Source organism: Marinobacter alkalisoli (genome assembly GCF_045449855.1).
GTDB lineage: Bacteria > Pseudomonadota > Gammaproteobacteria > Pseudomonadales > Oleiphilaceae > Marinobacter.
In genome coordinates, this window is sequence record NZ_JBJJLC010000018.1 from 12,318 (window position 1) to 38,575 (window position 26,258).

The 26,258-nt window shown below is 58.9% G+C and carries 22 protein-coding genes; 20 read left to right on the plus strand and 2 right to left on the minus strand.

Features of this window, described 5'->3' with window-relative positions:
- Positions 1–105: 105 nt before the first annotated feature.
- The 8 genes from ACJO5Y_RS09105 to pdxJ all read left to right on the plus strand — a co-directional run bounded on the left by ACJO5Y_RS09105 (position 106) and on the right by pdxJ (position 9,016).
- A complete protein-coding gene (locus tag ACJO5Y_RS09105) occupies positions 106–2,832 on the plus strand; it encodes a bifunctional diguanylate cyclase/phosphodiesterase (RefSeq protein ID WP_406986427.1) in 2,727 nt (908 codons plus the stop codon).
- 104 nt (positions 2,833–2,936) lie between these two features.
- The gene (gene lepA, locus ACJO5Y_RS09110) at positions 2,937–4,739 is read left to right on the plus strand and encodes a translation elongation factor 4 (protein ID WP_406986430.1); all 1,803 of its coding nucleotides are present in this window, start codon (positions 2,937–2,939) and stop codon (positions 4,737–4,739) included.
- 11 nt (positions 4,740–4,750) lie between these two features.
- Positions 4,751–5,539 carry a signal peptidase I gene (gene lepB, locus ACJO5Y_RS09115; RefSeq protein ID WP_406986432.1) on the plus strand — a complete coding sequence of 263 codons (789 nt, stop codon included), beginning with the start codon at positions 4,751–4,753 and terminating at the stop codon, positions 5,537–5,539.
- A gap of 21 nt (positions 5,540–5,560) precedes the next feature.
- Positions 5,561–5,950, plus strand: coding sequence for a DUF4845 domain-containing protein (locus tag ACJO5Y_RS09120; protein WP_406986435.1), 390 nt, complete (start codon positions 5,561–5,563; stop codon positions 5,948–5,950).
- A complete protein-coding gene (rnc, locus tag ACJO5Y_RS09125; RefSeq protein ID WP_406986437.1) occupies positions 5,947–6,636 on the plus strand; it encodes a ribonuclease III in 690 nt (229 codons plus the stop codon). The genes ACJO5Y_RS09120 and rnc overlap by 4 nt, the downstream gene beginning before the upstream one ends.
- Positions 6,636–7,553, plus strand: a complete 918-nt coding sequence (gene era, locus ACJO5Y_RS09130; protein WP_406986440.1) for a GTPase Era — start codon at positions 6,636–6,638, stop codon at positions 7,551–7,553. The genes rnc and era overlap by 1 nt, the downstream gene beginning before the upstream one ends.
- Positions 7,554–7,560: 7 nt before the next feature.
- Complete coding sequence (gene recO, locus ACJO5Y_RS09135) at positions 7,561–8,289, plus strand: DNA repair protein RecO (protein WP_406986443.1); 729 nt, start codon at positions 7,561–7,563, stop codon at positions 8,287–8,289.
- A complete protein-coding gene (pdxJ, locus tag ACJO5Y_RS09140; protein WP_406986446.1) occupies positions 8,279–9,016 on the plus strand; it encodes a pyridoxine 5'-phosphate synthase in 738 nt (245 codons plus the stop codon). The genes recO and pdxJ overlap by 11 nt, the downstream gene beginning before the upstream one ends.
- A gap of 15 nt (positions 9,017–9,031) precedes the next feature.
- Here the strand turns inward: pdxJ and ACJO5Y_RS09145 are convergent, their stop codons facing one another.
- The gene (locus ACJO5Y_RS09145; RefSeq protein ID WP_406986448.1) at positions 9,032–11,932 is read right to left on the minus strand and encodes an ATP-binding protein; all 2,901 of its coding nucleotides are present in this window, start codon (positions 11,930–11,932) and stop codon (positions 9,032–9,034) included.
- A 261-nt stretch (positions 11,933–12,193) separates the two neighbouring features.
- Between ACJO5Y_RS09145 and cysM the strand changes: the two genes are divergently transcribed.
- The 5 genes from cysM (at position 12,194) to ACJO5Y_RS09170 (ending at position 18,076) form a co-directional block, all read left to right on the plus strand.
- A complete protein-coding gene (gene cysM, locus ACJO5Y_RS09150) occupies positions 12,194–13,087 on the plus strand; it encodes a cysteine synthase CysM (protein ID WP_406986451.1) in 894 nt (297 codons plus the stop codon).
- Between the two features lie 21 nt (positions 13,088–13,108).
- On the plus strand, positions 13,109–14,449 hold the full coding sequence (gene rlmD / locus ACJO5Y_RS09155) for a 23S rRNA (uracil(1939)-C(5))-methyltransferase RlmD (RefSeq protein ID WP_406986453.1): 1,341 nt from the start codon (positions 13,109–13,111) through the stop codon (positions 14,447–14,449).
- A 58-nt stretch (positions 14,450–14,507) separates the two neighbouring features.
- Positions 14,508–16,745, plus strand: coding sequence for a GTP diphosphokinase (gene relA / locus ACJO5Y_RS09160; RefSeq protein WP_406986456.1), 2,238 nt, complete (start codon positions 14,508–14,510; stop codon positions 16,743–16,745).
- Positions 16,742–17,584 carry a nucleoside triphosphate pyrophosphohydrolase gene (gene mazG / locus ACJO5Y_RS09165; protein ID WP_406986459.1) on the plus strand — a complete coding sequence of 281 codons (843 nt, stop codon included), beginning with the start codon at positions 16,742–16,744 and terminating at the stop codon, positions 17,582–17,584. Before relA ends, mazG begins: the two co-directional genes overlap by 4 nt.
- Positions 17,585–17,731: 147 nt before the next feature.
- Positions 17,732–18,076, plus strand: a complete 345-nt coding sequence (locus tag ACJO5Y_RS09170; RefSeq protein ID WP_406986462.1) for a pilin assembly protein — start codon at positions 17,732–17,734, stop codon at positions 18,074–18,076.
- A gap of 72 nt (positions 18,077–18,148) precedes the next feature.
- On the opposite strand, the gene ACJO5Y_RS09175 is transcribed toward ACJO5Y_RS09170, so the two are convergent.
- Positions 18,149–18,382 carry a hypothetical protein gene (locus ACJO5Y_RS09175; RefSeq protein ID WP_406986465.1) on the minus strand — a complete coding sequence of 78 codons (234 nt, stop codon included), beginning with the start codon at positions 18,380–18,382 and terminating at the stop codon, positions 18,149–18,151.
- 83 nt (positions 18,383–18,465) lie between these two features.
- On the opposite strand from ACJO5Y_RS09175, the gene ppc reads away from it, so the two are divergent.
- From ppc to ACJO5Y_RS09210, 7 genes are all read left to right on the plus strand, one after another.
- Positions 18,466–21,111 carry a phosphoenolpyruvate carboxylase gene (ppc, locus tag ACJO5Y_RS09180; protein ID WP_406986467.1) on the plus strand — a complete coding sequence of 882 codons (2,646 nt, stop codon included), beginning with the start codon at positions 18,466–18,468 and terminating at the stop codon, positions 21,109–21,111.
- A 62-nt stretch (positions 21,112–21,173) separates the two neighbouring features.
- Positions 21,174–22,544 (plus strand): HDOD domain-containing protein, encoded by a 1,371-nt coding sequence (locus tag ACJO5Y_RS09185; RefSeq protein ID WP_406986469.1) that lies wholly within the window; start codon positions 21,174–21,176, stop codon positions 22,542–22,544.
- A 204-nt stretch (positions 22,545–22,748) separates the two neighbouring features.
- A complete protein-coding gene (adk, locus tag ACJO5Y_RS09190) occupies positions 22,749–23,402 on the plus strand; it encodes an adenylate kinase (RefSeq protein WP_406986472.1) in 654 nt (217 codons plus the stop codon).
- Between the two features lie 31 nt (positions 23,403–23,433).
- On the plus strand, positions 23,434–24,132 hold the full coding sequence (gene tsaB / locus ACJO5Y_RS09195; RefSeq protein WP_406986475.1) for a tRNA (adenosine(37)-N6)-threonylcarbamoyltransferase complex dimerization subunit type 1 TsaB: 699 nt from the start codon (positions 23,434–23,436) through the stop codon (positions 24,130–24,132).
- A gap of 32 nt (positions 24,133–24,164) precedes the next feature.
- Positions 24,165–24,962, plus strand: a complete 798-nt coding sequence (locus ACJO5Y_RS09200) for an undecaprenyl-diphosphate phosphatase (protein ID WP_406986477.1) — start codon at positions 24,165–24,167, stop codon at positions 24,960–24,962.
- A gap of 85 nt (positions 24,963–25,047) precedes the next feature.
- Positions 25,048–25,404: a UDP pyrophosphate phosphatase gene (locus ACJO5Y_RS09205; protein ID WP_406986478.1), complete on the plus strand. Its 357-nt coding sequence runs from the start codon at positions 25,048–25,050 to the stop codon at positions 25,402–25,404.
- Positions 25,404–26,249: a class I SAM-dependent methyltransferase gene (locus tag ACJO5Y_RS09210; RefSeq protein WP_406986480.1), complete on the plus strand. Its 846-nt coding sequence runs from the start codon at positions 25,404–25,406 to the stop codon at positions 26,247–26,249. The genes ACJO5Y_RS09205 and ACJO5Y_RS09210 overlap by 1 nt, the downstream gene beginning before the upstream one ends.
- Positions 26,250–26,258 lie beyond the last annotated feature (9 nt).

Sequence of the window (26,258 nt, forward strand, 5' to 3'; positions counted from 1 at the left end):
TGGTCTGGAAGCCCCGGGTAATGTCTGGTCAGGGACATTGCCCGGGGCTTTTGTTATACTTCCGGAACTAAACAAGAACGTTGGCCACGGACCGGACCTGCCCGAATGATGAACAAAAAGGAACTTCCCCTGAGGACACTTCTGAAATTCCGCAACGCCTGGGTTGCGTGGCTTCTGTTGGCTGCCAGTATCGCGGTGACTCTTTTACTTTGGCAGGTTTCCATCCGACTGGTTGAAGACCGGACGGAGGCCCGTTTCCGTACCCAGTCGCTCCAGCTCAAGACCGCCATCGAAGAACGGTTGCTGAACTATGAGCAGGTACTGGCCGGCAGCGCGGGTCTGTTTGCTGTAGCCGGCGAGGTGAGTCGCGATGAGTGGCGGGAGTACGTGGACAAGGTCGATATAGACCGTTACTACCCCGGGATACAGGGGATTGGCTATGTCGAACGTATTGGCGTGCGGCGCATGGCGGATCATATTTCCTCGGTCCGTGCCGAGGGCGTGCGCAATTACCTGGTCACGCCGTTGGGGGCCGGACCGGATTATTACCCGATGGTATACCTGGAGCCCGGTACGGAACGCAATCGCAGGGCGCTTGGTTACGATGCTTTCAGTGACCCCATTCATCGCCGCGCAATGGAAGAAGCCCGGGATGATGCCATACCCACGGTCACCGGGAAAGTGATCCTGGTTCAGGAAGAGGTGGCGGAAGATCAGGCCAGCTTCCTGATGTATTACCCGGTGTACCAGGGCGGGGAGATTCCGGACCTCCGTACGGAGCGCCGGATGATGTTGGCCGGTTACGTGTTCAGTGCATTCCGTATGAATAACCTGATTGACGGCATCGTCGGTCTGATTTCGCCTTTCCTGGATGTGCGTATCTACGACGGTAACCGGGTCTCCCGGGACGCGGTGATGTATGGCTCCAACCTCGGTTCCCTGGATAACGAATTCAGTTTTGAAATGAGCCAGACCATCCGCCATGGCGGTCGGAACTGGCTGTTACAGACCCGCTCGACACCCGCCTTTGATTTTCTGGCGTCCGATCCCAGGCCCCCGATTGTGCTGGGTGCCGGTATTGTCATCAGTCTGTTGTTGTTCCTGTTCGTCCTGACGCTGATCCGCTCCCGCATACTCGCGCAGGTGGGTGCAGGCCGTTACCGCGCCATTACCGAAGGCGCAGCCAATGTCACCCTGGTGCTTGGCCGCGATGGCAAGCCGCAGTATGCAAGCCCCTCCAGCCTGGACATACTTGGTTTTGATCCCGACAGGCTGCATGAGCTGGACTTCGAGTCGATTGTTCACAGCGATGACTGGCCACAGTTGGTGACCGGATTTGATGATGCAGTCGGAACTCCCGGCAAACAAATGCCGGTTATTCGCGCCCGGGTGCGTGATGCCGAAGGCCAGTGGCGGGACATGGAAGGCACATATACCGCGATGCTGAGTGTGCCAGGGGTGAACGGTGTGGTGCTGAGCCTGCGGGACCTGACGCAATTGAAAGCGGCGCAGTCGGAACTGCATCGCCTCGCGTTCTATGATCCTTTGACCGGTCTGGCGAATCGTCAGCTGTTCCGTGACCGGCTGAATCACGTGGTTCGCCGGAGCCGCCGTAGCGGGGAGCCGGCCGCGCTGATGTTTCTGGACCTTGACGGGTTCAAGCGGATCAACGATACCCTCGGGCACGATTCCGGCGATGAACTGTTGAAGCAGGTTGCCCAGTGGCTCACTGGCTGCGTGCGGGAGGAGGATTCCGTTGCCCGCCTCGGTGGGGACGAGTTTGTTGTCCTGCTGTCGAGAATCAGCAGCCCGGATGCCGCCGGCAAAGTGGCGGAAACCATTCTGAGGCGGCTGTGCCAGCGCATCCGCCTGAACGAGCACGAAGTAGGTATTACCGTCAGTATCGGTATAACCATGATTCCCCATGACAGCGAGGAATCCGGTACCTTGATGAAGTATGCTGACCTTGCCATGTATCGTGCCAAGGAGATGGGCCGGAATACCTATCAGTTCTTTACCCCGGCGATGAATATCCAGGCGGCGCGTCGACTGTTGCAGCAGGAGGAGTTGGCGACCGCACTGGATGGTGATCGTTTCGTTCTTCACTATCAGCCGAAGGTGGACCTTGAAACCGAACGGGTGATCGGTGTTGAAGCCTTCCTGCGCTGGCATCACCCGGAGAGGGGGCTGGTGTCGGCCCAACAGTTCATCGGGCTGGCGGAGGAAACGGGCCTTATTGTACGGCTCGGGGAGATTGCCCTGCGCCAGGCCTGCATTCAGGTGCAGGCGCTTGAGCGCGCCGGCTTCGAATCGCTCAAAATGGCGGTGAACCTGTCCGTGCACCAACTGATTGATCCGGGGTTCCTGGACATGGTGCGCCAGGTGATTACCGAAACCGGAGTATCACCAGAGCGGCTGGAACTGGAAATGCCGGCGGAACTGCTGAATGAAGATCCCCGTCGGTTGCGGGAATTGCTGGTGTCCCTGCACGATCTCGGTGTGTGTCTGATCCTTGATGACTTCGGCACCGGTTCCTGTTCCCTGGTGGCGTTGCAGCAACTGCCGCTGAATGTGATCAAGATTGACCATCGGTTTATCCGCGACATCCCCTATAATGTCAGCGCCACTGACGTGGCGTCCGCGGTCATTGCCCTGGCCAGGAAGCTGCACCTGACCGTCGTGGCGGAGGGTGTGGAAACGCCCCAGCAACTCAGCTTCCTTAAAACGGCCGGGTGCGCCCAGTGTCAGGGCAATCTGTTCAGCTATCCGCTGGACGAGGATGCGCTGATTGGCTTCCTGATTCGGCAGTATGAGCGGCCGCTTATTTCCTGATCATGGCAATGGCGGCTAGTAACCGGTAAAATCACGCCGTTCCCGGACTGCGGTAGCGGCCCCTCCGGGCTCAATCCTTCGTCTTATATGAGTATTCATTGTCTGTGACTGAACTGAGCCGAATCCGTAACTTTTCCATCATCGCCCACATCGACCATGGTAAATCCACACTCGCGGACCGTTTTATCCAGGTTTGCGGCGGCCTGACCGACCGAGAAATGGCGGAACAGGTGCTGGACTCCATGGACCTTGAGCGTGAGCGCGGGATTACCATCAAGGCCCAGAGCGTCACGCTCAACTATAAAGCCCGGGATGGTCAGGAATACAAGCTGAACTTTATCGACACCCCGGGGCATGTGGACTTTTCCTACGAGGTATCTCGGTCTCTGTACGCCTGTGAAGGGGCGCTGCTGGTAGTGGATGCCGGCCAGGGCGTGGAAGCCCAGTCCGTGGCCAATTGCTACACCGCCATCGAGCAGGGGCTGGAAGTAGTGCCGGTGCTCAACAAGATGGATCTGCCCCAGGCCGAGCCGGAGCGGGTTGCAGCTGAAATTGAGGATATCATCGGTATTGAGGCTTCCGATGCCGTGCGTTGCAGTGCCAAGAGCGGACTGGGAGTAGAAGATGTACTGGAAGACCTGATCCGCAAGATACCGCCTCCCAAAGGTGATCGGGACGCGCCTTTGCAGGCGCTGATTATCGACTCCTGGTTTGATAATTACCTGGGGGTTGTCTCCCTGGTCCGGGTCACCGAAGGCACCCTGAAAAAGGGTGACAAGATCGTGATCAAGTCCACTGGCAAGGCCTGGAACGCGGACAAAGTGGGTATTTTTAATCCCAAGCCCAAAGACACCGACATTCTCCAGTCCGGTGATGTGGGCTTCGTGGTTGCAGGCATCAAGGACATCCATGGTGCGCCGGTGGGCGATACCATCGTGCACCAGAAATTCGCCCAGGAAACGCCCATGCTGCCTGGTTTCAAGAAGGTGAAACCCCAGGTGTACGCCGGGTTGTTCCCGGTCAGTGCGGACGATTATGACGATTTCCGGGATGCCCTGGAAAAGCTCACCCTGAACGATGCCTCGCTGTTTTTCGAGCCGGAAAACTCCGATGCCCTGGGCTTCGGGTTCCGTTGCGGTTTCCTTGGCATGCTCCACATGGAAATAATCCAGGAGCGGCTGGAGCGGGAATACGACATTGACCTTATTACCACCGCCCCGACGGTCATCTATGAAGTGCTGAACAAGCAGAATGAGACGTTGTCGGTGGACAATCCGTCACGGCTTCCGGATGTTGGGTCCATTGAGGAAATGCGCGAGCCAATCGTCGAGGCCAACATTCTGGTGCCCCAGGAGCATCTTGGTAACGTTATCGCCCTGTGCGAAGAGAAACGGGGTGTTCAGAAGAACATGCACTTCATGTCGACCCAGGTACAGCTCACCTATGAGTTGCCGATGGCGGAAGTGGTGATGGACTTCTTTGACCGCATCAAGTCCGCAAGCCGCGGCTTTGCCTCCCTGGATTACCATTTCACCCGTTTCCAGACGGCCAATCTGGTGCGTCTTGATGTGTTGATTAATGGCGAGCGGGTGGACGCCCTTGCGTTGATCGTGCATAAGGATCAGGCCCACTACAAGGGCCGGCAACTGATCGAAAAGATGAAAGAGCTGATCCCGCGTCAGATGTTTGATATCGCCATTCAGGCTGCCATTGGCACTCACGTGGTGTCGCGGGTGACGGTGAAAGCGCTTCGCAAGAACGTGACCGCCAAGTGTTACGGTGGTGACGTAAGTCGTAAGAAGAAACTGCTGCAGAAGCAGAAAGAAGGTAAAAAACGCATGAAGCAACTGGGCAATGTTGAGGTGCCTCAGGAAGCGTTCCTTGCCGTACTGAAAGTGGATAAATAAAAGGCACCTGAATGGATATTGATTTTCCCCTGGTCCTGGTTGTATTGACGTTTGCAACGGGCCTTATCTGGCTGGCAGACAGACTGTTTCTCCGCAAGCGCAGAATGGCCGGTGTGCCCTCCGATGAAGACGCACAGGGGACCGAGGCGGAGCAACCCAAAGAGCCTTACCTGGTGGATCTGAGCCGTTCCTTTTTTCCGGTGCTGGCGATCGTCCTGGTGCTGCGCTCGTTTCTGGTGGAACCCTTCCAGATACCGTCGGGGTCGATGTTACCGACGCTTGAAGTGGGCGACTTCATTCTGGTGAACAAGTACGCCTATGGCCTGCGGCTGCCGGTGGCCGGTACCAAGATTCTTGATGTGGATGACCCGGATCGTGGTGAGGTGGTGGTCTTCCGCTACCCCGAGGATGGACGCACCAACTACATCAAGCGTGTGGTCGGTTTGCCCGGAGATCATGTCCGCTACCGCAACAAGGATCTGTTTATCAATGGCGACAAGGTGGATTCCCGGTTTGTGGCACGACTGCCACCGATGGAACTCCGCCGTGAGACCCTGGGTGATATCGAACACAACCTCTTCCTGACCCTGGGGCGTCCGGGTGGCTCGGGTGAGGGCGAATGGACGATACCAGAGGGGCATTATTTTGTGATGGGTGATAACCGCGACAACAGTAACGACAGCCGTTACTGGGGGACGGTGCCGGATGAACTGATCGTGGGAAAGGCATTTGCCATCTGGATGCACTGGAAATCACTGACCAGTCTGCCATCCTTTGATCGTGTCGGCGCCATTGAATAATTTTCAAGGAGTGCAGTCTGAATGAAGAAGAATAAAGTCTCTTCAATGGGGCGTCAGGGCGGTGCCTCGGCCCTTACCATGTTGGTGATGGTGCTGTTTTTTGGCAGCTTGTTGACGCTGGTGATCAAGCTGGGACCGGCCTATCTGGATGATATTACTATTCAGGAAGCTCTTGAGGGTCTGGAAGGCACGGAAGGTCTTTCGACCATGGGGCCTCCCCAGGTAAGGAGCCTGATCAACAAAAGGTTGAGCGTGAACAACGTCCGCGGTTTTGATGCCAAACAGATCAGTGTTGAGAAAAACGGTGAATTTGTAGTGATTAAGGTGGACTATGAGGTGCGTAATAACCTGTTCCGTAACGTGGATACTGTCATCCACTTCCAACACGAATACGAGATGAAGGGCCAGTGAGTTCACAACCGGATCTGGAACAACTACAGCGTCGTATCGGGTATCAGTTCAAGACGCCGGAGCGCTTGCTGCTGGCACTGACACACCGCAGTTATGGCAACCAGAATAACGAGCGGCTGGAGTTCCTGGGGGATTCCATCGTGAATATGGTTATTGCCGAACACCTCTACCTGCAGTTCGAGAAAGCGCGGGAAGGCCAGTTAAGTCGCCTGCGCGCCCGTATGGTCAAAGGCGTGACCCTTGCCGAGATCGGGCGTGAGTTTGAATTGGGAAAATACCTCAGGCTGGGGTCCGGTGAACTGAAAAGCGGTGGATTCCGCCGCGAATCGATCCTTGCGGATGCCGTAGAGTCCATCATCGGCGCCATCTACCTCGACAGTGATTTCGACACCTGTCGTCAGCAGGTTCTGCGCTGGTTTGAACAACGCTTGAAGAACCTGGACCTCCAGGACACCCAGAAAGATCCGAAAACCCGTCTTCAGGAATATCTGCAATCGCGCCAGTTTCCCCTGCCGCGGTACGATGTGATCTCGGTGGACGGAGAAGCCCATGCACAGACTTTCCATGTTTCCTGCGCTTTGCCGTCACTGGGTCGTAATACTTCCGGTGTTGGCAGCAGTCGTCGAATTGCCGAGCAGCAGGCCGCCCGTAATGCCCTGAAGGAACTGGGCGTGGAGAACGACTAATGAACGATATTACTAGTCCGGACGATCCGGACAGCCGCTGTGGCTTTGTGGCCATCGTCGGCCGGCCGAACGTGGGCAAGTCCACGTTGCTGAACCATATTCTCGGCCAGAAGCTGAGCATAACCTCCCGCAAGCCTCAGACCACTCGCCATCAGGTGCTGGGTATCAAGACCATGGGGCCGGTGCAGGCGATCTATGTTGATACCCCGGGTATGCACGAGGATGAGCCCAGGGCCCTGAACCGCTACATGAACAAGGCCGCGACTTCGGCGCTGATTGATGTGGATGTGGTGGTGTTCGTCGTCGACCAGATGGCCTGGACCACCGCGGATGAACTGGTTCTGGAGAAACTGTCCAAGCTCAAGTGCCCGGTGATCCTGGCGGTCAACAAGGTCGACAAGATCGAAAAGCGGGAAGCGTTGTTGCCGCACCTGGACATGCTCTCGAAGAAACGGGAGTTCACCGAAATCATCCCGCTGTCGGCCCTCAAGGAAATGAACCTGCAACCACTGGAAGAGGCGGTTGGTCGCTACCTTCCCCAGAGCGTGCATTTCTATCCGGACGATCAGATCACCGATCGCAGCGAGCGCTTCATGGCGGCCGAAATGGTTCGTGAGAAAATCACCCGGCAGCTGGGAGCGGAGTTGCCATACTCCGTGGCAGTGGAGATTGAAGAGTTTCGCCGTGATGGCAAGACTCTGCATATATCCGCTCTGATACTGGTGGAAAGGGAAGGCCAGAAGAAGATCATTATCGGTGATAAAGGCGAGCGTATGCGCCGCATTGGCCAGGAGTCCCGCACGGATATGGAGCGCCTGTTTGACAGCAAAGTCATGCTGCGCCTGTGGGTCAAGGTCAAGCGGGGCTGGGCTGACAGTGACCGGGCCCTGAAGAGCCTGGGCATGAACGACTTCTGATCGCGCCATGGCCGGGACAGTGCAACAGGAACCGGCGTATGTGCTTCATCGCCGTCCGTGGCGGGAAACCAGCCTGCAGGTCGACGTTTTTACCCTGAACGCCGGCCGGCAGTCGTTGATCGCCCGTGGTGCCAACAGCGCCAAAAGCCCGCTCAAGGCTCAGTTGCAGCCGTTCCAGCCGTTGCTGCTGGACTGGACCGGCCGCAGCAACCTGAAAACCCTGACCCAGGCAGAGGTGCGCAGTGGTCCCTCGCTTAACCGCACGACTGCGTTGTACAGCGGGTTGTATATTAATGAGTTGCTGCAGAGGATCCTGCCAGTGGCGGATCCCCATCCCTCCCTGTTTGCCGCCTACATTGATGTCATCGCCGAACTGGCGCTCACGGACGACGTTGAACCGGTGCTGCGCCGGTTTGAGCGTTCATTTGCCGAGGCGCTGGGTTACAGCTTCGCCTGGGACATGGCGACGGATACCGGAATCGGGGTCGAGGCGGGCCAGAGCTACTGCTATGATCCGGAGCAGGGCATTTTGCAGCGCCCGGACCGGAATGTACGGTTAAGGCGTCTGTCGGGAGATACCTTGCTTGCCCTGGCGGAGGGAGACCTGCAGTCACCGGAATGCCGTCGTACCGCCAAACGGGTCATGCGCGTGTTGGTGGACTACCTGTTACAGGGCAGGCCACTGCACAGCAGGAGCCTTTTCAGTCATGCACGGAGAGAACCGAATGAATCCTAGAGTGTTACTTGGTGTGAATATTGATCACGTGGCCACCCTCCGTCAGGCGCGGGGCACCCGCTATCCTGATCCGGTCCAGGCGGCACTGCTGGCGGAAGAGGCCGGTGCTGACGGGATCACCATTCATCCACGGGAAGATCGCCGTCACATCCAGGATCGTGACGTGCTGATGCTCAAGGAGACCCTGCAGACCAAGATGAACCTTGAGATGGCGGTGACCGATGCCATGCTGGCGTTCGCGGAACAGGTGAGGCCGGAATGCGTCTGCCTGGTGCCAGAGAAGCGGGAGGAGCTCACCACCGAGGGCGGGCTGGACGTTGACGGTCAGGAGGCCCGGGTGGCCAAGGCCTGCGAGCGTCTGGCGAGGATCGGTGCTGAAGTGTCCCTGTTTATTGATCCGGATCCGGTGCAGATTGATGCTGCGGTTCGCTGCGGCGCACCCGTCGTGGAGCTACACACGGGTGAATACGCCGAGGCTGACGAGCCTCAGGCCGTGGAATCGGCTTTCGGGATACTGGCTGACGCTGTGGCTTACGCCCGTAAAAAGGGGTTGATCGTGAACGCCGGCCATGGATTGCACTATCACAATACCGAGCGGGTGGCGGCCATTCCCGGCATCAATGAGCTGAATATCGGTCACGCCATTATTGCCCGGGCGGTCTTCACTGGCCTGAAGGATGCGGTGCGTGACATGAAGACCATTCTTGAGAGTGCCCGGAGCCGCTAGTTCAGGAAAGCGCCCTCAGTTCAGCGTGTTGGTGTTTTCGGCGTCCGTTGTCCCGCTCTCGGATTGCTGGCGGAACAGGGATTGCCAGTCTGTCTGGTCGCTCCATATCTGAAGTCTCTCTATGGCCGCCAGTAACTGATCTTTCTGGTAGGCCATGTCCGCCGAAGAACACTTGAGCGCGGTTTCGAACTGATTGGCGGCAGCGCGCAGTTCCGGAACGCCGCAGTAGCGGGTAGCGCCATGCAGTTTATGGACGCACTCAAGAAGCGGTTCAAGATCGCCCTCTCTCCAGAAGTTGCGGACCTTGTCCGCATCCGCTGACAGCTGCTCAAGAAGCATGCTGAACAGCTCCTCCGCGAGATCCGCCTTGCCGGCGGCCAACTGAATGCTCTCCTCAACGCTGACGGATTCCTGCTGGAGGTTGCGGGTTGATGGCCTCAGGGTCTTGCGGGTGTCCCTGACTTCCGGAATCCGGCCTTGTTCTGGCTGCGGTGAGGCATCAGAGGAATAACCGGTGTATTCGCGAATGGTTTCGACCAGTTGGTTGCTGCTGATAGGTTTGGCGAGATAGCCATCGAATCCCTGGCGTGCCAGGCGGTCCTGCTCGTCAGCCAGGGCGTGGGCGGTGAGGGCGATCACCGGGGTGCGATGGGTTTTGCTGTCCATGGCGCGCAACCGGGCCGTGGTCTCGACGCCGTCCATGCCGGGCATTTGCAGGTCCATGAAAACCAGGTCAAAGGGGTTTTTGCGGGCCTTGCTGATGGCTTCAAAGCCACTGGAAGCGCCTTCCGCGTTGACCTGGCAGTCTTTCAGCAAGGTCATAACCAGCTTCAGGTTGGCGTCGTTATCGTCCACCGCAAGGATCCTTGGCATGGCTCCGGACGGTTGCCACAGCGGTGGCGCGGGGTGTTCCAGCAGGGTTTTCTGTCCGGCGCTGATACCGTGAACCAGCAACAATAGCTCGTCATATAGGGCATCCCGGCACACAGGTTTTGTCAGGTGCCCGCTGGCGAGGCCGGAGAGGGGCGTGTCGTGGGTGTCCAGGGTCGGCGTTAACAGGAGTGTCCGGCAGTCACGCTCCAGCTCCAGAGTCCGTACCAGACCGCAGTACTGACTGGAATTCAGCAAATGGCGGGTAATCCCGACGATGGCGAGGGCATAACCGGACTGGTTGCGCTGGGCCTCTTCCACCTGTTCCTGCATGGCGCCAGGGGAGGCGACCACATCGACCAACATGCCCCATTCCCTGAGCATGTGCTCCACCGCGAGGCCAGTGGTCTTCTGTTGTTCCAGGTAAATAGCCCGTTCCCCCCGCAGGGTGTCCCGGGGAGCGATGGCCTCGCCGGAGCAGGACAGCTCCGAGGTGAGGGTGAACCAGAACGTCGATCCCTTGCCAAGGTCGCTTTGCAGGCCGATCTTGCCGCCCATTTCCTCGACCAGCCGTTTGGAGATCGCCAGCCCCAGGCCGGTACCGCCATACTGGCGCGCGGTTGAGGCGTCCGCCTGATTGAAGGCATTGAACAGGGATTGTTGCTGGGCCCGGGAAAGGCCCACGCCGGAGTCGGTGATGCTGATGCGCAGGGTCACCCTGTTGCTTTCCTGGTCCTCTTCTTCGAGGCTGGCCCGGAGCACGACTTCGCCGGTCTGGGTGAACTTGATGGCGTTATTGACCAGGTTGGTAATCACCTGTTTGACCCGCAACGGGTCGCCCATGATGTTGTCGGGTACGTCGTTATAGACCAGCGGCACCAGGTCGAGGTTCTTGCCGTGGGCGGCCGGGGCCAGCATGACCATGACATCCTCGACGATGTCCCTCAGCTGGAACGGAACTCGGTCCAGGATCAGTTTTCCGGCTTCGATTTTTGAGAAATCCAGGATGTCATTGATGATGGTCAGCAGGATCTCCGAGGATTTTCGGATGGTGCTGAGATGGTCCCGCTGTTGGCGCGGCAGCGGGCTTTTCATCAGCAGTTCGGTGAAACCGATAATGCCATTGAGGGGCGTACGTATCTCGTGGGACATGTTGGCGAGAAACTCGGATTTGATCCGGCTGGCCTCCAGGGCTTCCTTGCGGGCGAAATCCAGTTCGATGTTCTGGATCTCAATGGTTTCCAGGGTTTCCCGCAGATCCTCGGTGGCCTGGTCAATGTTCTGCTGCATTTCCGCCTGGGCTTTGCTGAGCTCCTCCGCCATGGCGTTGAGGCCGGATTCCAGTTGCTCGAACTCGGGGCCAGCGGCGGTATGTACGCGGGTGTCCAGCTTGCCTTCCTTGAGTTTGGCAACGGCCTCGTTCAGTTCGAAAACCGGATCGGTAAAAGCACGACTGAGGCGCATGGCGATGATGAGACTGAGAATGACGCCCCCCAGTACCAGCATCAGTGAGATCAGCAGCGCCTTGTAGGTTTCCTTTTCTGTGCGGATGTGGGACATCTCCACGGCCGCCCAGCCCAGAGGCTCCCGCACCCCACTAACGGGCTGTCCGGCATCCGGGTCCAGCATGCTTTCGATCATCAGGTCCTGAAGGAAAACCGGGGTGACGAACAGGGTGCTGTTCTCGCGGAAGATGCGCCAGGGGCGATCCGCCGTAAGGTCCTCGGCGGAGATAGCGTCGGTGCTTCCCGGGCCGGTATGCAGCAGACGCTGACGTTCGGCGTTGAAAAACGTGATGGAACGTACGTCCTGCTCTTCCAGAAGGGCGTTGGAAAGGCTGTTCAGCAGACTTCTGTTGGCGGTGAAAAGGCCATACTCGGAGCCTGCCGCCAGTTGCCGCGACAACGACTGGCCGCGATCCTGGAGCAGGTTTTCAATGTTATTGACCCAGCTATAGGTGAAGAATAGCCCCAGGACCAGGGTGGTCAGAAGAGTGGGGACCAGCGTCACCACCAGTACTTTTTTGCGAATGCCCCAACGCCGCATATCGTGTTCCCGATGTTATCGTTACCAGCCGGTTATCTGGCCTTACTTCCCTGTCAGAATAGATGATCCGGAACATCGGTGCTGTGCTGACAGCCCGGTAGTGTTCCGGATATAGCCGCCGGTCATGGATATAGCGAGAAGCTGTATTGGGAGACGGCGACCATAACGCGTATCATGCGAACCCGGAAGTGTACCACAGGCTATTGTCAGCTTGGTTATGTGGCATGCCGGGAGGAGGCAGATTTGAGGAAAGGTTCCGTTATGAATTTCCCCACCATAGAAAATTATGTCGGGCACACACCGCTGGTCCGTTTGCAGCGCCTGCCGGGTGATACCAGTAATGTCGTTCTCGCCAAGCTGGAAGGCAACAACCCGGCCGGCTCGGTGAAAGACCGCCCGGCGGTGAGCATGATTCAGGAAGCCGAGCGCAGGGGCGAAATCAGCCCCGGCGACACGCTGATTGAAGCCACCAGTGGCAACACCGGTATTGCCCTGGCCATGGCCGCAGCCATCAAGGGTTACCGCATGGTGTTGATCATGCCGGAGAACATGAGCGAGGAGCGTCGGGCGTCCATGCGGGCCTATGGCGCGGAAATCGTCACCGTTTCGAAAGAAGAGGGGATGGAAACCGCCCGTGACCTGGCCCTGCAAATGGAGGCCGATGGCAAGGGTAAGGTCCTCGACCAGTTCAGTAACCCCGACAACCCCCTGGCTCACTATCGCACCACAGGCCCCGAGATCTGGGAGCAGACCGGAGGTCGGGTGACACACTTTGTCAGCTCCATGGGCACCACCGGCACCATTATGGGAGTGTCCCGATACCTGAAAGAACGCAATCCGGACATCCGTATCATCGGTTTGCAGCCCAGGGAAGGCGCATCCATTCCCGGTATCCGGCGCTGGCCGGAAGCCTACCTGCCCAAAATCTACGAGGCCAGTCGGGTTGATCAGGTGCTGGATATTGGCCAGCAGGAAGCGGAAGACACCATGAGAGCCCTCGCCCGCGAGGAAGGTATTTTCTGCGGTGTGTCTTCCGGGGGCTCTATTGCCGCGGCCCTGCAGTTGTCCCGACAGGTTGAAAACTCCGTGATCGTGGCCATTATCTGTGACCGTGGCGACCGCTACCTGTCTACCGGCGTCTTTCCCGGCGCCTGAACCGCAGCAAGAGAATTCAGTATGAGCAGAAGACGCAGGAAGGTACTTCCGAAAGAACCTGTCCGTTGTGTAGTTGAAACCCTGAGTCACGATGGCCGGGGCATTGCCCGTCAGGACGGAAAAACCCAGTTCGTTGATGGCGCCTTGCCTGGCGAGACGGTGATGGCGAAGGTGGTGGGTTCCCGCAGCAAGTTTGATGAGTTGAGAACCCTGGAAGTGCTGGAAGATTCTCCTGCGCGGGTGGCGCCTCCCTGTGACTATGCAGATCTGTGCGGCGGCTGCAGCCTTCAGCACATGGGGGCCGATGCCCAGATTCAGTTCAAGGAAGACACCCTCAGGGAGCACTTCGCCCATTTCGGGGGCATTGAGCCCGAAGAATGGGTACCGCCGATGCGGTCGCCGGACACCCTGGGCTACCGCCGCAAGGCCCGTCTCGGTGTTCGCCATGTCCAGGCCCGGGATTCGGTGCTGGTGGGGTTCCGGGAAAAGCGCAACAGCTTCCTGACGGACATTGACCGCTGCGCGGTCCTGGATCCGCGAATTGGCGAGCGTATTACTCCGCTGCGGGAGATGCTCTACAAGCTGGATGCCTTCAGCCGCATTCCCCAGGTCGAAGTGGCCTGTGGCGATGATGTCGCGGTAATGGTGTTCCGAAACATGGACGACCTCAGTGACCCGGACCGGGCCACCCTGATTGCCTTTGGCAAGGCCCATGATTTGCATATTTACCTGCAGCCGAAAGGGCCTGATACCGTGCATCGCATCTGGCCCGAAGGTGGCGAGGAGCGCCTGAGTTTTCATCTCGACGAGTTTGACCTGACCATGAAATTCCACCCCATGGATTTCACCCAGGTCAACGCGGGCATCAATGGCACCATGGTTCACCGGGCCGTGGAGTGGCTGGATATTCAGCCGGAAGAGCGGGTTCTGGATCTGTTCTGTGGCCTTGGCAACTTTACGTTACCGTTGGCGCGCAAGGCCGGGCAGGTTGTCGGCGTCGAGGGTGATGACGCCATGGTGGTCCGTGGTCGGGAAAATGCGGAACTCAACGGCCTGACCAATGTCACTTTCCACGGTGCCGATTTGCAGGCGGATTTCACATCCCAGCCGTGGGCGGCTGAAGGGTTCGACAAGATCCTGATTGATCCGCCCCGGTCGGGCGCCCAGGAAGTGTGTGAATACCTGACAGCGTTTGGCGCCAGACGTATTGTGTATGTTTCCTGTAATCCGGCTACGCTGGCAAGAGATGCAGGCGTTATGGTGCGCAATGGTTATCGCCTGGTGCGGGCGGGGGTGATGGATATGTTTCCACATACCACTCATGTGGAATCCATTGCGATGTTTGAGCGTGACGATCAATGACAGATTAACCAGCCGGTCAGGGATGGCCGGGTGAATAAACGGGAACAACAAAACCGATATGGTAAAAGTACGCGAAGATTACGCAGTCACCGGTGATGGACAGGTAGATATCGGGCGCTGGGTGCGCCGGATCGAATCCCAGACCCGCCTGGAGAATGTGGACCAGTTTCGCCGTGCCTGCGAAAAAGCGGCCGAGATCGATCTGCAGGCTTTCCGCGAAGATCGCCTGTGGGCCGAAGGCGCCAGCAGTTTCCGCACCGGCATCGAAATGGCGCAGGTGCTGGTGGAGCTGCACCTTGACCAGGCCAGCCTGGTCGCCGCGATACTTTACCGTGCGGTGCGTGAGGAGCGGGTGCCCCTGGAGGAGATCCGTAAGGAGTTTGGCGATGAGGTTGCCGGGCTGATTAATGGCGTTCAGCATATGGCTGCCATCTCCTCGATTCATCACCCGTTGAAGGGCAATGTGCTGGGCCAGAGTGAAGGCCAGCTCGACAATGTCCGCAAGATGCTGGTGACCATGATTGACGATGTTCGTGTCGCGTTGATCAAGCTGGCGGAACGAACCTGTGCGATCCGGGCGGTCAAGAACGCGTCCGAAGAAAAACGTATGCGGGTGGCCCGTGAGGTGTTCGACATCTATGCGCCCCTGGCCCATCGCCTGGGCATCGGGCACATCAAGTGGGAACTGGAAGACCTGTCGTTCCGTTATCTCCATGGCTCGGCCTACAAGAAAATTGCCAAGCTGCTGGACGAGAAGCGTCTCGACCGGGAGAGTTATATCCGCCGGGTGATCGATACCCTGAAAACCGAGCTCAAGAATTTTGGTATCGAAGGGGAGCTGTCGGGCCGCGCCAAACACATCTACAGCATCTGGCGGAAGATGCGGCGCAAGGGCATCGATTTTTCCCAGGTCTATGACGTCAGGGCCGTGCGGATACTGGTGCCCGAAGTGCGGGACTGTTACGCCGCGCTGGGCATCGTGCACACGCTGTGGCGTCACATCCCCAACGAATTTGACGACTACATCGCCAACCCCAAGGAAAATGGCTACCAGTCCCTGCATACCGCCGTGATTGGCCCCGAGGGCAAGGTGATGGAAGTGCAGATCCGCACCCACAAGATGCACGAGGAAGCGGAGCTGGGCGTCTGTGCCCACTGGCTTTACAAGGGCACGGACACAGGGAATCGCTCTACCGGTTACGATGCCAAGATCAACTGGTTGCGCCAGGTTCTGGAATGGCAGGAAGAGCTGGGTGACCTGTCCGGGCTCGCCGATCACCTGAAAAGCGACGTGGCTTCCGACCGGGTGTATGTCTTCACGCCCGAGGGGCATGTGGTGGATCTGCCCCAGGGGGCTACCCCGGTGGACTTTGCCTACCGGGTACACACCGAGATTGGTCACGCCTGCCGTGGCGCCCGGGTCAACAGCCGGATTGTGCCCCTGACCTATCCCCTGAAAACCGGGGATCAGGTGTTCATTCTCACCTCGAATAATCCGGCGCCCAGTCGGGACTGGCTGAACCCCAGCCTGGGCTACATCCAGACATCCCGCGCCCGGGCGAAAGTGACTCACTGGTTCAAGGAGCAGGATCGCGATCGGAATGTCGTGGATGGACGAGCCATTCTCGAGGACGAGTTCCGTCGTCTCTCCCTTTACGATGTCGACCTCGGGGATCTGGCCCGCAAGGTCAACTACCACGATGCCGAGGATATGTTCGCTGCACTGGGCGCCGGCGACCTGCGCCCCACCCATGTGGCCAACGTCGCCCAGCAGATGCTGGAGCCCAAGTCGGAGCAGCTGGACCTTAAGCTCAGCGGTCAGCGCCGCCAGCCTTATGACACGGAATCGGATATCCGCATCCTCGGGGTCGGTAAACTCAAGACCCAGGTGGCCAAGTGCTGCAAGCCGTTGCCGGGGGATGATATCGGTGGCTACATCACGGTTGGTCGCGGAGTGACCGTGCATCGGCAGGATTGCATCACCTTCCTGAACCTGAAGGATCTGGAGCCCAACCGGATCATTGAGGTGAGCTGGGGCGGCCAGCCAGCGGCGGTCTACCCCGTGGACGTTGAGATCCAGGCCTACGATCGTTCGGGGCTACTGCGGGATATCACTCAGGTGCTGTCGTCCTCCAAAAGCGATGTGCTGTCCCTGAATACGCTCAGCAACAAGGACGAGAACACCGCAATAATGAACGTGACGGTGGAGATTTCCAGTCTTGAGCAACTGGCGAAGCTGCTGGCCCAGATACGTAACCTGCCCAACATCATTGACGTGAGGCGCAAGCGAGGATGAGTTACTCCATTGAGGACCTGAAAACCCTGATGGCCCGGTTACGGGATCCCGAGACCGGTTGCCCCTGGGACATCAAGCAGACCTTTAAAAGCATCGTGCCTCACACCCTGGAAGAAGCCTACGAAGTGGCGGACGCCATAGAGCGGGCCGATTACCCCCACCTTGAAGACGAGTTGGGGGACCTGCTGTTCCAGGTGATTTTCTACACCCGGATGGGGCGGGAACAGGGGCATTTCGATTTTGACTCGGTGGTGGACAATCTGGTGCGCAAGCTGGTGCGTCGCCATCCCCATGTTTTCCCCGAAGGCACCCTCGAGAGCCGGGTTGACCCCGATAATCGGCCTGGCGAGGCCGAGATTAAGGCGAGCTGGGAGCGAATCAAGGCTGAAGAACGCGCACTCAACCCCAAGCCGGAAACGAGCGACAGCAGTCGACTGGACGGTATCGCCCGGACCCTGCCGGCCATGGCTCGTGCGGAAAAACTACAGAAGCGGGCCGCCAACCACGGCTTCGACTGGCCGGATATTGAACCGGTGTTCGACAAGCTCCACGAGGAAATCGATGAGCTCAAGGAGGCCTGGCACGGAGCCGAGAACGGTACTGGCGCCCGTGATGCGGTTGAGGATGAGCTCGGGGATCTGCTGTTCGTCTGCGTTAACCTGGCACGGTTCATGAAGGTGAATCCTGAGCAGGCGCTGAATCGAACCAATCACAAGTTTGATGCGCGTTTTCGTGCCATTGAGCAGCGCCTGGAAGGCGAAGGCCGCAACCTGGACGATGAAACCCTGGAGGCCCTGGACGCCATCTGGCAACAGGTCAAAGGTGTGGAGAACGGCTGAAAACCCGGCACCTGCAAGGAGTTGGTAAGTACAATCCGTTACCAATTTGTTGTCCCTGCATGCGTTTCCTTCGTCTACACTTCCTGAAACGGATGCACTTTATCAGTGCGCCGTAGGCCGCAGAGAAGATGCAGGAGTGAAGGCACCATGAAAATCAAAGATCTGGTCAATTACTGGGATAAGCATGCACGGGGACGTCTGACCCGCGATGCCTATTTTATGGAGCTGTCTGACCAGCATCACAAGCGACTGGAAAAGCTCGCCGCGCTTTATCCGATGAAGTCATCCCAGGACCTGATGCGTGATCTGATTTCCGCCGCTCTTGATGAGTTGGAAACCAGCTTCCCGTACGTTGAGGGAACGAAGGTGGTGGCATACGATGAGGACGGCTTCGAGATCTACGAGGATCAGGGTATGACACCGCGCTTTGTCAGCCTGAGCCAGAAGCACATCCAGCGCCTGAAAGCCCGTCAACTGGAGTCTGTTGCCTGACCCGGCAGCTTCACTGACCTTTGGCTTCTCCCGTCGGGGTGGTCCCGCCACCCCGAACCCATGCCTTCTGCGCTACTTTTCTTTTCCTTCGAGTTTATCCTTGAGTGGACTTTGCCTGACCAGGTCGTCCAGCGCGGCTCCGATCATGTCATTGAGTATGTCGCTCTCCGACCGGTCCGGATAAAGTTCTGCCAGCGCGGCGATCCGTGCGGCATCTTCCAGCGGCAGCCGCAGGTTGTAGTCGTGGGTCCTTTCGACGTTTTTCTTCTTGCTTTCCCAATGCTTGGGCAGATCGGTAACTTTCATGAATTCTCCTTGCGACTACGGGCTTTAATCGTTATTAGTATCGTTAGTTTACTTCGCTTCCGTCAATTTAAAAGGACGTCAATGTGACTGAGTTACATCCCGACCTTCGAGAAAACGTTCGCATGCTGGGTGAACTGCTGGGCCAGAGCATCCAGCGTTACCCGGGGCAGGACTGCTTTGACCTGATTGAGGAAATCCGCGCCGCAGCCAAGGCTGATCGTCGCCAGGAAAGCGGTTCTGGGCAGCGCCTGATCAGTCTGCTGGGGAAGCTGGAAGATGAGGAGCTGCTTCCGGTCACCCGCGCCTTCAACCAGTTCCTGAACCTCGCCAACCTGGCGGAGCAGTATCATGGCATACGCCGCAAGCGTGGTCACCAGTCGGACCTGATGGTGGAGTCCCTGGAAGAGGTGTTTGAGCGCCTGACGGCGTCCGGCATCAGTGCCGATGAATTACATCGTCAGGTGGCGGGCCTGAGTATCGAGTTCGTGATGACGGCGCACCCGACCGAGGTTGCCCGTCGCACCCTGATCATGAAGTACGATGAAATGTCCGATTGCCTGGCTCGCCTGGATCACCAGGATCTGCTGCCGGCAGAGCGGGATGAGATCGTGAACCGGCTGGCCCAGTTGATTTCCGAAGCCTGGCATACCGACGAGATTCGCCACGAGCGCCCCACGGCGGTAGATGAGGCCAAGTGGGGATTTGCGGTGATCGAGAACAGTCTCTGGCAGGCCCTGCCCCGGTTTCTGAGAAGCCTCGACCTGTCGCTGACCGAAGTGACCGGACAGGGGCTGCCGCTCGATGCGGCGCCTATTCGAATTGCCTCCTGGATGGGCGGAGACCGGGACGGCAACCCTAACGTGACCCATCAGGTGACCCGCGAGGTGTTTCTGCTGGGGCGCTGGATGGCCGCGGACCTCTATCTGCGGGATATCCAGGCGCTGCGTGCCGAGTTGTCCATGTGGCAGGCCAATGACGAACTGAAAGCGCTGGCGGGAGACAGCCGGGAACCCTACCGTTACATCCTGGCCGGATTGCGGGACCGGCTGATCAAGACCCGTGACTGGGCTGAGGCCGGTGTCAATGGCGGGGCCGGAGATGCCAGGGACATCCTGTTCGAGAACAGGGATTTCATCGAGCCCCTGGAAATATGTTATCGCTCGCTGGTGGATTGTGGTCTGGAGAACATTGCGAATGGCCCCCTTCTGGACACCATCCGGCGTGCCCATACCTTCGGCCTGACGCTGATCCGTCTGGATATCCGCCAGGAGGCCTCCCGGCATGCCCAGGCGGTGGCGGAAATGGTGGATTACCTCGGGCTTGGCGATTACCTGTCGTGGACCGAGGAGCAGCGACAGCAGTTTTTGCTGAAAGAACTGCAGGGGCGTCGCCCCCTGGTGCCAAGGCATTGGGAAGCCTCGGAAGAGGTGCGCGAAGTGCTCGCTACCTGCGAAGTGATTGCCCTTCAAACCCCGGAAGCCCTGGGCTCCTATGTGATTTCCATGGCCAGCAAACCTTCTGACGTGCTCAGCGTCATCCTGTTGCTGCGGGAATCCGGCATGACCTTTCCCATGCGGGTCGTTCCCCTGTTTGAGACTCTGGATGACCTGACCGGTGCGCCCGACAGCATGGCGGCGCTGTACGACGTGGAGTGGTACCGAAACTATTGCGGCGGGCGCCAGGAAGTGATGATCGGCTATTCCGACTCCTCCAAGGACGCCGGCCAGCTGATGGCGGCCTGGGCGCAGTACCAGGCCCAGGAAAAGCTGACGGCCGTTGCTGCCCGCTATGGCGTCCACCTGACCCTGTTCCATGGTCGTGGTGGCACGGTGGGGCGGGGCGGTGGTCCGGCTAACCGGGCCATTCTGTCCCAGCCGCCCGGGTCGGTGAATGGCAGCTTCCGTATCACCGAGCAGGGCGAGATGATCCGCTTCAAGTTCGGTCTGCCGCGTCTGGCGGAGCAGAGCCTGACGCTGTACACCACCGCGGTGGTCGAAGCGACACTGGCGCCGCCACCCGAACCGGAACCGCATTGGCGTGAAACCATGGACTGGCTGACGGAGAGGTCTCTCAAGGCCTATCGGGATGTGGTGAGGGAAGACCCTGATTTTGTACCCTACTTCCGCCAGGTCACCCCCGAACAGGCGTTGGGCAAGCTGGCCCTGGGTAGCCGCCCGGCCCGCCGGAAACCGAGCGGAGGCGTCGAGAGTCTGCGGGCCATCCCGTGGATTTTTGCCTGGACCCAGATGCGGCTGATGCTGCCAAGCTGGCTCGGCAGTGATGTGGCGCTGGAAGAAGCGGCCCGCAATGACCGCCTGCCAGTGCTGCGGGAGATGATGAGCGGCTGGCCGTTCTTCCGCACCTACGTGGATATGTTGGAAATGGTGTTGGCAAAAGCCGATTTGCGGATTGCCAGTTACTATGAGCAGACCCTGGTTGAGGATGAAGACCTGAAGAAACTGGGGGGCAGTCTGCGGGAGCGCCTGAACGGGTGCATTGACAGGCTGCTGGAGTTAAAGGATCAGCAGACCCTGCTGGAAGGGGAACCGGTGTTTGCCCATTCCATGCGCGTAAGGAACCCGTATACTGATCCTTTGCACTACCTGCAGGCGGAATTGCTCAAGCGTGACCGGCAAAGCGAGGGTAAGGGCGAAGTGCCGGAGGTGGTCGGACGGGCCCTGAAGGTAACCATGGCGGGTATTGCCGCCGGTATGCGTAATACCGGCTGATCAGGCCCGACGATGTATGGCTGGCTGGAGTGTCGGCCAGTATGGATAACAGGAGTAAGGCCGTGGCTGTAGCTGCGCGACTGGCACGTTTTTTTGCCCGTAAGGGGATTTCTTTCACGGAGTGGCCGATTGATCAGGTGATCAACCTGGATGCCGCCGTGATTGCATCGGGGCAGCCGCAGGATGATTTCATCCGCGCCACGCTGCTGATCGACATCAAAGGTGTGGTCATGGCTGTTCACCGTTTCGATAGCGCCCTCGACATGGACGCCGTGCAGCAATTGACGGGGCGGCGGCTGCAGCCGCTGACGGCCCGTCAGGGTAATCGGCTGTTCGCTGATTGTGATCCCGGTTTCCAGCCGCCGATGGGCGGGGCCTATGACATTCCGGTGCTGGTCGACGAGGATGTGCTGGGCTGTTCCCGCGCCCTGATGACCAGCGGGAATGATCATACCCTGATTGAGCTCGATGGTGGTGCGTTACGCCTTGCGCTGGCGGGGGCGCGTGGCGGGCACCTGGTTATAAGGGGGCAGGGTGATGGCGAGCGGGACGTCTTGACCCTGGAAGAGGTCGCGAACAAGCTGCAGAAGCTTTATCGCCTGCCTCCCATGCCGGCCCTTGCGCTGAAAATCCTCAAGTTAACCGCCAATACCGAAGCCACCGCGAGGGAATTGGCGGAGCTGATCGAATTCGATCCCAGCCTGACGGCGCAAATCATGCGTTATGCGCGCTCAGCGCTATTCAATTATCCCGGGCAGATCAACTCCGTCCAGGAGGCGGTCACCCGCGTGCTCGGGTTCGACAGGGTGGCCCATATTGCCCTGGGTATTGCCTCGGTTCGGGCATTCGATGTGCCCCGTCACGGAATGCTGGGGATGGACAGTTTCTGGCGGCACTCCCTGTACTGTGCTTTCCTGTGCCAGCGTATCGCGTCCTACTGTAACGAGGACAAAGGCCTGGCGTATCTGTGCGGCCTTCTGCACAATTTCGGGCTCTTGCTGGTGGGACACCTGTTCCCCAGCGAGTTTGAGGACCTGAACACCTTGCGGGAAGCGAACCCCGAAGCAAGCATGCACTCCCTGGAGCAGCAGGTGTTCGGGGCGGGGCATGGCCAGGAAGTGCTGGCCGTCGGCCATGGCGCCATCGGCGGGATCCTGCATCGCTTGTGGCAATTGCCCGATCCGGTCGTCAAGGCGGCCGGTATGCATCAGCAATCCGGATACCACGGTGAGCATGAACACTATGTATTGATGGTGCAGCTCGCCAACGGGTTGCTGAAAGAGCGCGGTATTGGTGACGAGTTCAATCCGGATGACGTGCCCGCGCTGGCCAGGTTACTGGGCCTGGACGACAACGCAATCTCGGCCATTGGTACCAGTATCGATGACGTGGCCGCTGAACTGGACGCATTGGCCGTCTCCCTGTCATCCTGATCCTGTCTGGCATTCTGGGCAGTCATGTCCCGTTTTGGTGCATGATACGGAGGTCGACTTTCTCTAAGGCGGCTGACTTCGTATAATGCGCCTTCGCCGGCTCCGGCTTGCACCTGTTCCTGGTCGAGAGGCTTTCGCAAAGGCAGACGTTTTTGCCATAGCTTTTCAAACGATAATGACTAAATATTATGGGAGCACAGCGTTATGCGAATTATTATGTTAGGCGCACCGGGCGCAGGTAAGGGGACCCAGGCCCAGTTTATTACCGAGCGCTTCGACATCCCCCAGATCTCTACCGGCGACATGCTGCGTGCGGCGGTCAAGGCCGAGTCCGAGCTGGGCAAGCAGGTCAAGGAAGTGATGGCGACCGGTGGCCTGGTGTCTGACGATATCATCATTGCGCTGATCGAAGAGCGTATCCAGCAGCCGGATTGCAAGAATGGCTTCCTGCTGGATGGCTTCCCCCGCACCATCCCACAGGCCGAGGCGCTGAAAGACCAGGGCATCGCTATCGACTACGTGGTCGAAATCGCCGTGGATGACGAGGAAATCGTCAGCCGCCTGTCCGGTCGTCGCGTCCACGAGGGCAGCGGTCGCATATACCACGTCAAGTACGATCCGCCCAAGCAGGAAGGCAAGGACGACGAAACCGGGGAGCCCCTGGTTCAGCGCGAGGACGACAAGGAAGAAACCGTGCGCAAGCGCCTGTCCATCTACCACGAGCAGACCGCTCCGCTCGTTGACTATTATCACGACTGGGCTGAAAAAGACGCCAGCGCCGCACCGAAATACGTGCGAGTGGAAGGTGTCGGCAGCCTGGACGCGATCCGCGATCAGATTCTCCAGCAACTGAAGTAAACTACCTAATCTTGAGGCAACGGCAGCATCCGTGAAGTTACTGGCACTGGATACCTCATCGGAAGGCTGCTCGGCTGCGCTGCTGATCAATGGCAGCCTGACCGAGCGCTTTGCTCTGGCCCCCCGTGGTCATACCCGACTGCTGATGCCGATGATCCGCGAGTTGCTTGCCGAACAGGGGCTGGCGCCGGCGGAGCTTGATGCACTGGCCTTTGCGCGGGGCCCGGGATCTTTTACCGGGCTGCGTATCGCCACAGGCGTGGTCCAGGGCCTGGCATGGGGGCTGGAAGTACCGGTTGTCCCTGTTTCCTCCCTGGCTGCGGTGGCCCTCAGTGCAATGGAAACCCTCAATGTTGCCGAAGGCGACGGTCTTGCCATTGCCTTTGATGCACGTATGGGGGAAGTCTACTGGGGATGTTTTCAGGCCAGTGAGGGCTTGCCCCGGCTGCTTGTGCCCGAACAGGTCTGTGCCCCGGCATCCGTCAGCCTGCCCTCGGTGATCACTGGCAGCTGGTATGGGGCTGGTCAGGGCTGGCAATTGCAGGATCAGATGCCACAAGCCCTGGTGGCGACCATGTCGCGGCTGGATGACACGCTGGTACCGCGTGCCAGCCATGTGGCCCGCCTCGCCAGTCATGAACTGGCTGCCGGCGGTGGTGTGTCCGCTGCGGAGGCGCAACCAGTGTACGTTCGTGACGAAGTGACCTGGAAGAAACTACCAGGCCGCTGATCCACTCTTACCCGTTACCGGAATCTTTGCCCATGGAACTGTGGCACATCATTGCCCTGGCGGTTATGCAGGGGTTGACGGAGTTTCTTCCGATCAGCAGCTCCGCTCACCTGATTTTACCCTCGCAACTGCTGGGCTGGCCGGACCAGGGGCTTGCCTTTGATGTGGCCGTTCACGTAGGCACGCTGGCAGCGGTGATGTGGTATTTTCGCCGCGAAGTGTATCGGCTGACCGTGGCCTGGGTGGGCGACACGACCCGTGGGCGGATAGGCCAGGACAGTGGGCTGGCCTGGGCGGTGATTGTCGGTACCATACCGGCGGGCCTTGCAGGTCTGTTGCTGAATGATTTTATTGAAACGGAGCTGAGGTCGGGGCTGGTGATAGCCGCCTCCACCATCGGTTTTGGTCTGGTGTTGTGGTGGTCTGATGCCGTGGGGCGGCGGGCCAGGGAGTTGCCGGCACTGACCATGAAGGACGCCGTAATCGTCGGACTGGCGCAGGCTCTGGCCCTGATTCCCGGTACCTCGCGCTCGGGCATTACCATCACAGCGGCGCTGTTTCTCGGGTTGAAACGGGAAGCGGCTGCAAAATTCTCGTTCCTGCTGTCCATTCCCCTGATTCTGGCCGCAGGACTGCTCAAGACCCTGGAACTGATCGAGCAGGGCGGTGCCACCGACTGGACCGCTATCCTGTTGGGAACCCTGGTGTCCTTCGTCAGCGCTGTCGTGTGCATTCATCTGTTCCTGAAGTTCCTCGAGCGTCTGGGCATGATGCCATTTGTGATCTACCGCTTGCTGTTGGGGCTGCTGCTTGTTGTCATGCTGTGGTAGGTTGGTTAAAAACTGTTCGTCGGGCTTTCAAATTGCGTGACGATCTTTCATACTCGAATTCCACCCATTTTTCCGGTTTCAGTCCATGATCGGCGGCGTTAATCCCAACAACAACTACCCGTTCCAGTCTGGTAACAGCAATCCAGTCCGGGAGCGTAGTGATGTAGCGCGAACGCCTGCGTCCTCACCTGACAGAAGTGCCGAGGGAGTACGCCGTGATCTGGCGGAGGGACGTCCTGAGACTGCCCCCCGCCCGATTAATACCGAATCCCTGGATCGTCGTGTGGAGGCGCGTCGGGCTGCGGAAGACGCCCGCCTGGAACGCTTTCGCGCCGATGAGTTGCCGTTATCCACCTCCCGTGCCCTGTCCACGTTCACCGATATCGCGGCCCGCGGTGATAACGGCGAGAATGGCCTGGCCGGTATTGATATCCTGGTTTGATGTCTCCGGAATCTCCCGCTTCAGAACTTTCCCTTGCCGTTGCCTGCAGTCCGCTGGGTGATGCGTCTCAGGCCCATGAACTGGCCGCGCAGTTGGCCATTCCTTTTCTGGGGGCCGTTAAACCCAAACTGGTGAACGATTTTCCCGTACTGTTAATGTTTGATGAGCTGGGCCTGAGCCTGCAAGTGACCGGGAAAGGGGCGCCCGGACCGGTGCGGGCGGAATTTGTAACAGGTAAGGCCGGCTACCGTCGTGAACATGGTGGCGGTACCGGGCAACTGGTTGCCAAGGCCATTGGGCTGCAAAAGACCCACGCCACACTGCATGTGGTGGATGCCACGGCAGGCCTGGGGCAGGACGCGTTTGTGCTGGCCGGGTTGGGGTGCCGGGTCACCCTTTTTGAACGCAACCCGGTCATTCACGCCCTGCTGGCGGACGGGTTGGCCAGGGCGGCCCTGAATACCGACTGTGCCCCCATCATTGCCAGGATGACGCTGCGGGCTGGCAGCAGCAGGGCGTGGCTTGAAAGTTTGGGGGAAGGAGCGGGAGAAACTGCGGACGAAGACGTAGCGGATATTGTGTACCTGGACCCCATGTTTCCCCATCGCGACAAGTCCGCACTGGTGAAAAAGGAAATGCAGGTGTTCCGCACGGTGGTGGGGGACGACGACGATGCTGCGGAGCTGCTGGCCGCAGCACTGAAAGCCGCCACCTACCGGGTGGTGGTCAAGCGTCCTCGCAAGGCGCCGGCCATTGATGGTCCCGAACCGGCTACCCGCATTGAAGGCAAGAGCAGCCGCTACGATATATACCCGCTCAAGGCGCTACCCAGCGGTAACGCCTGATAGCCCGGG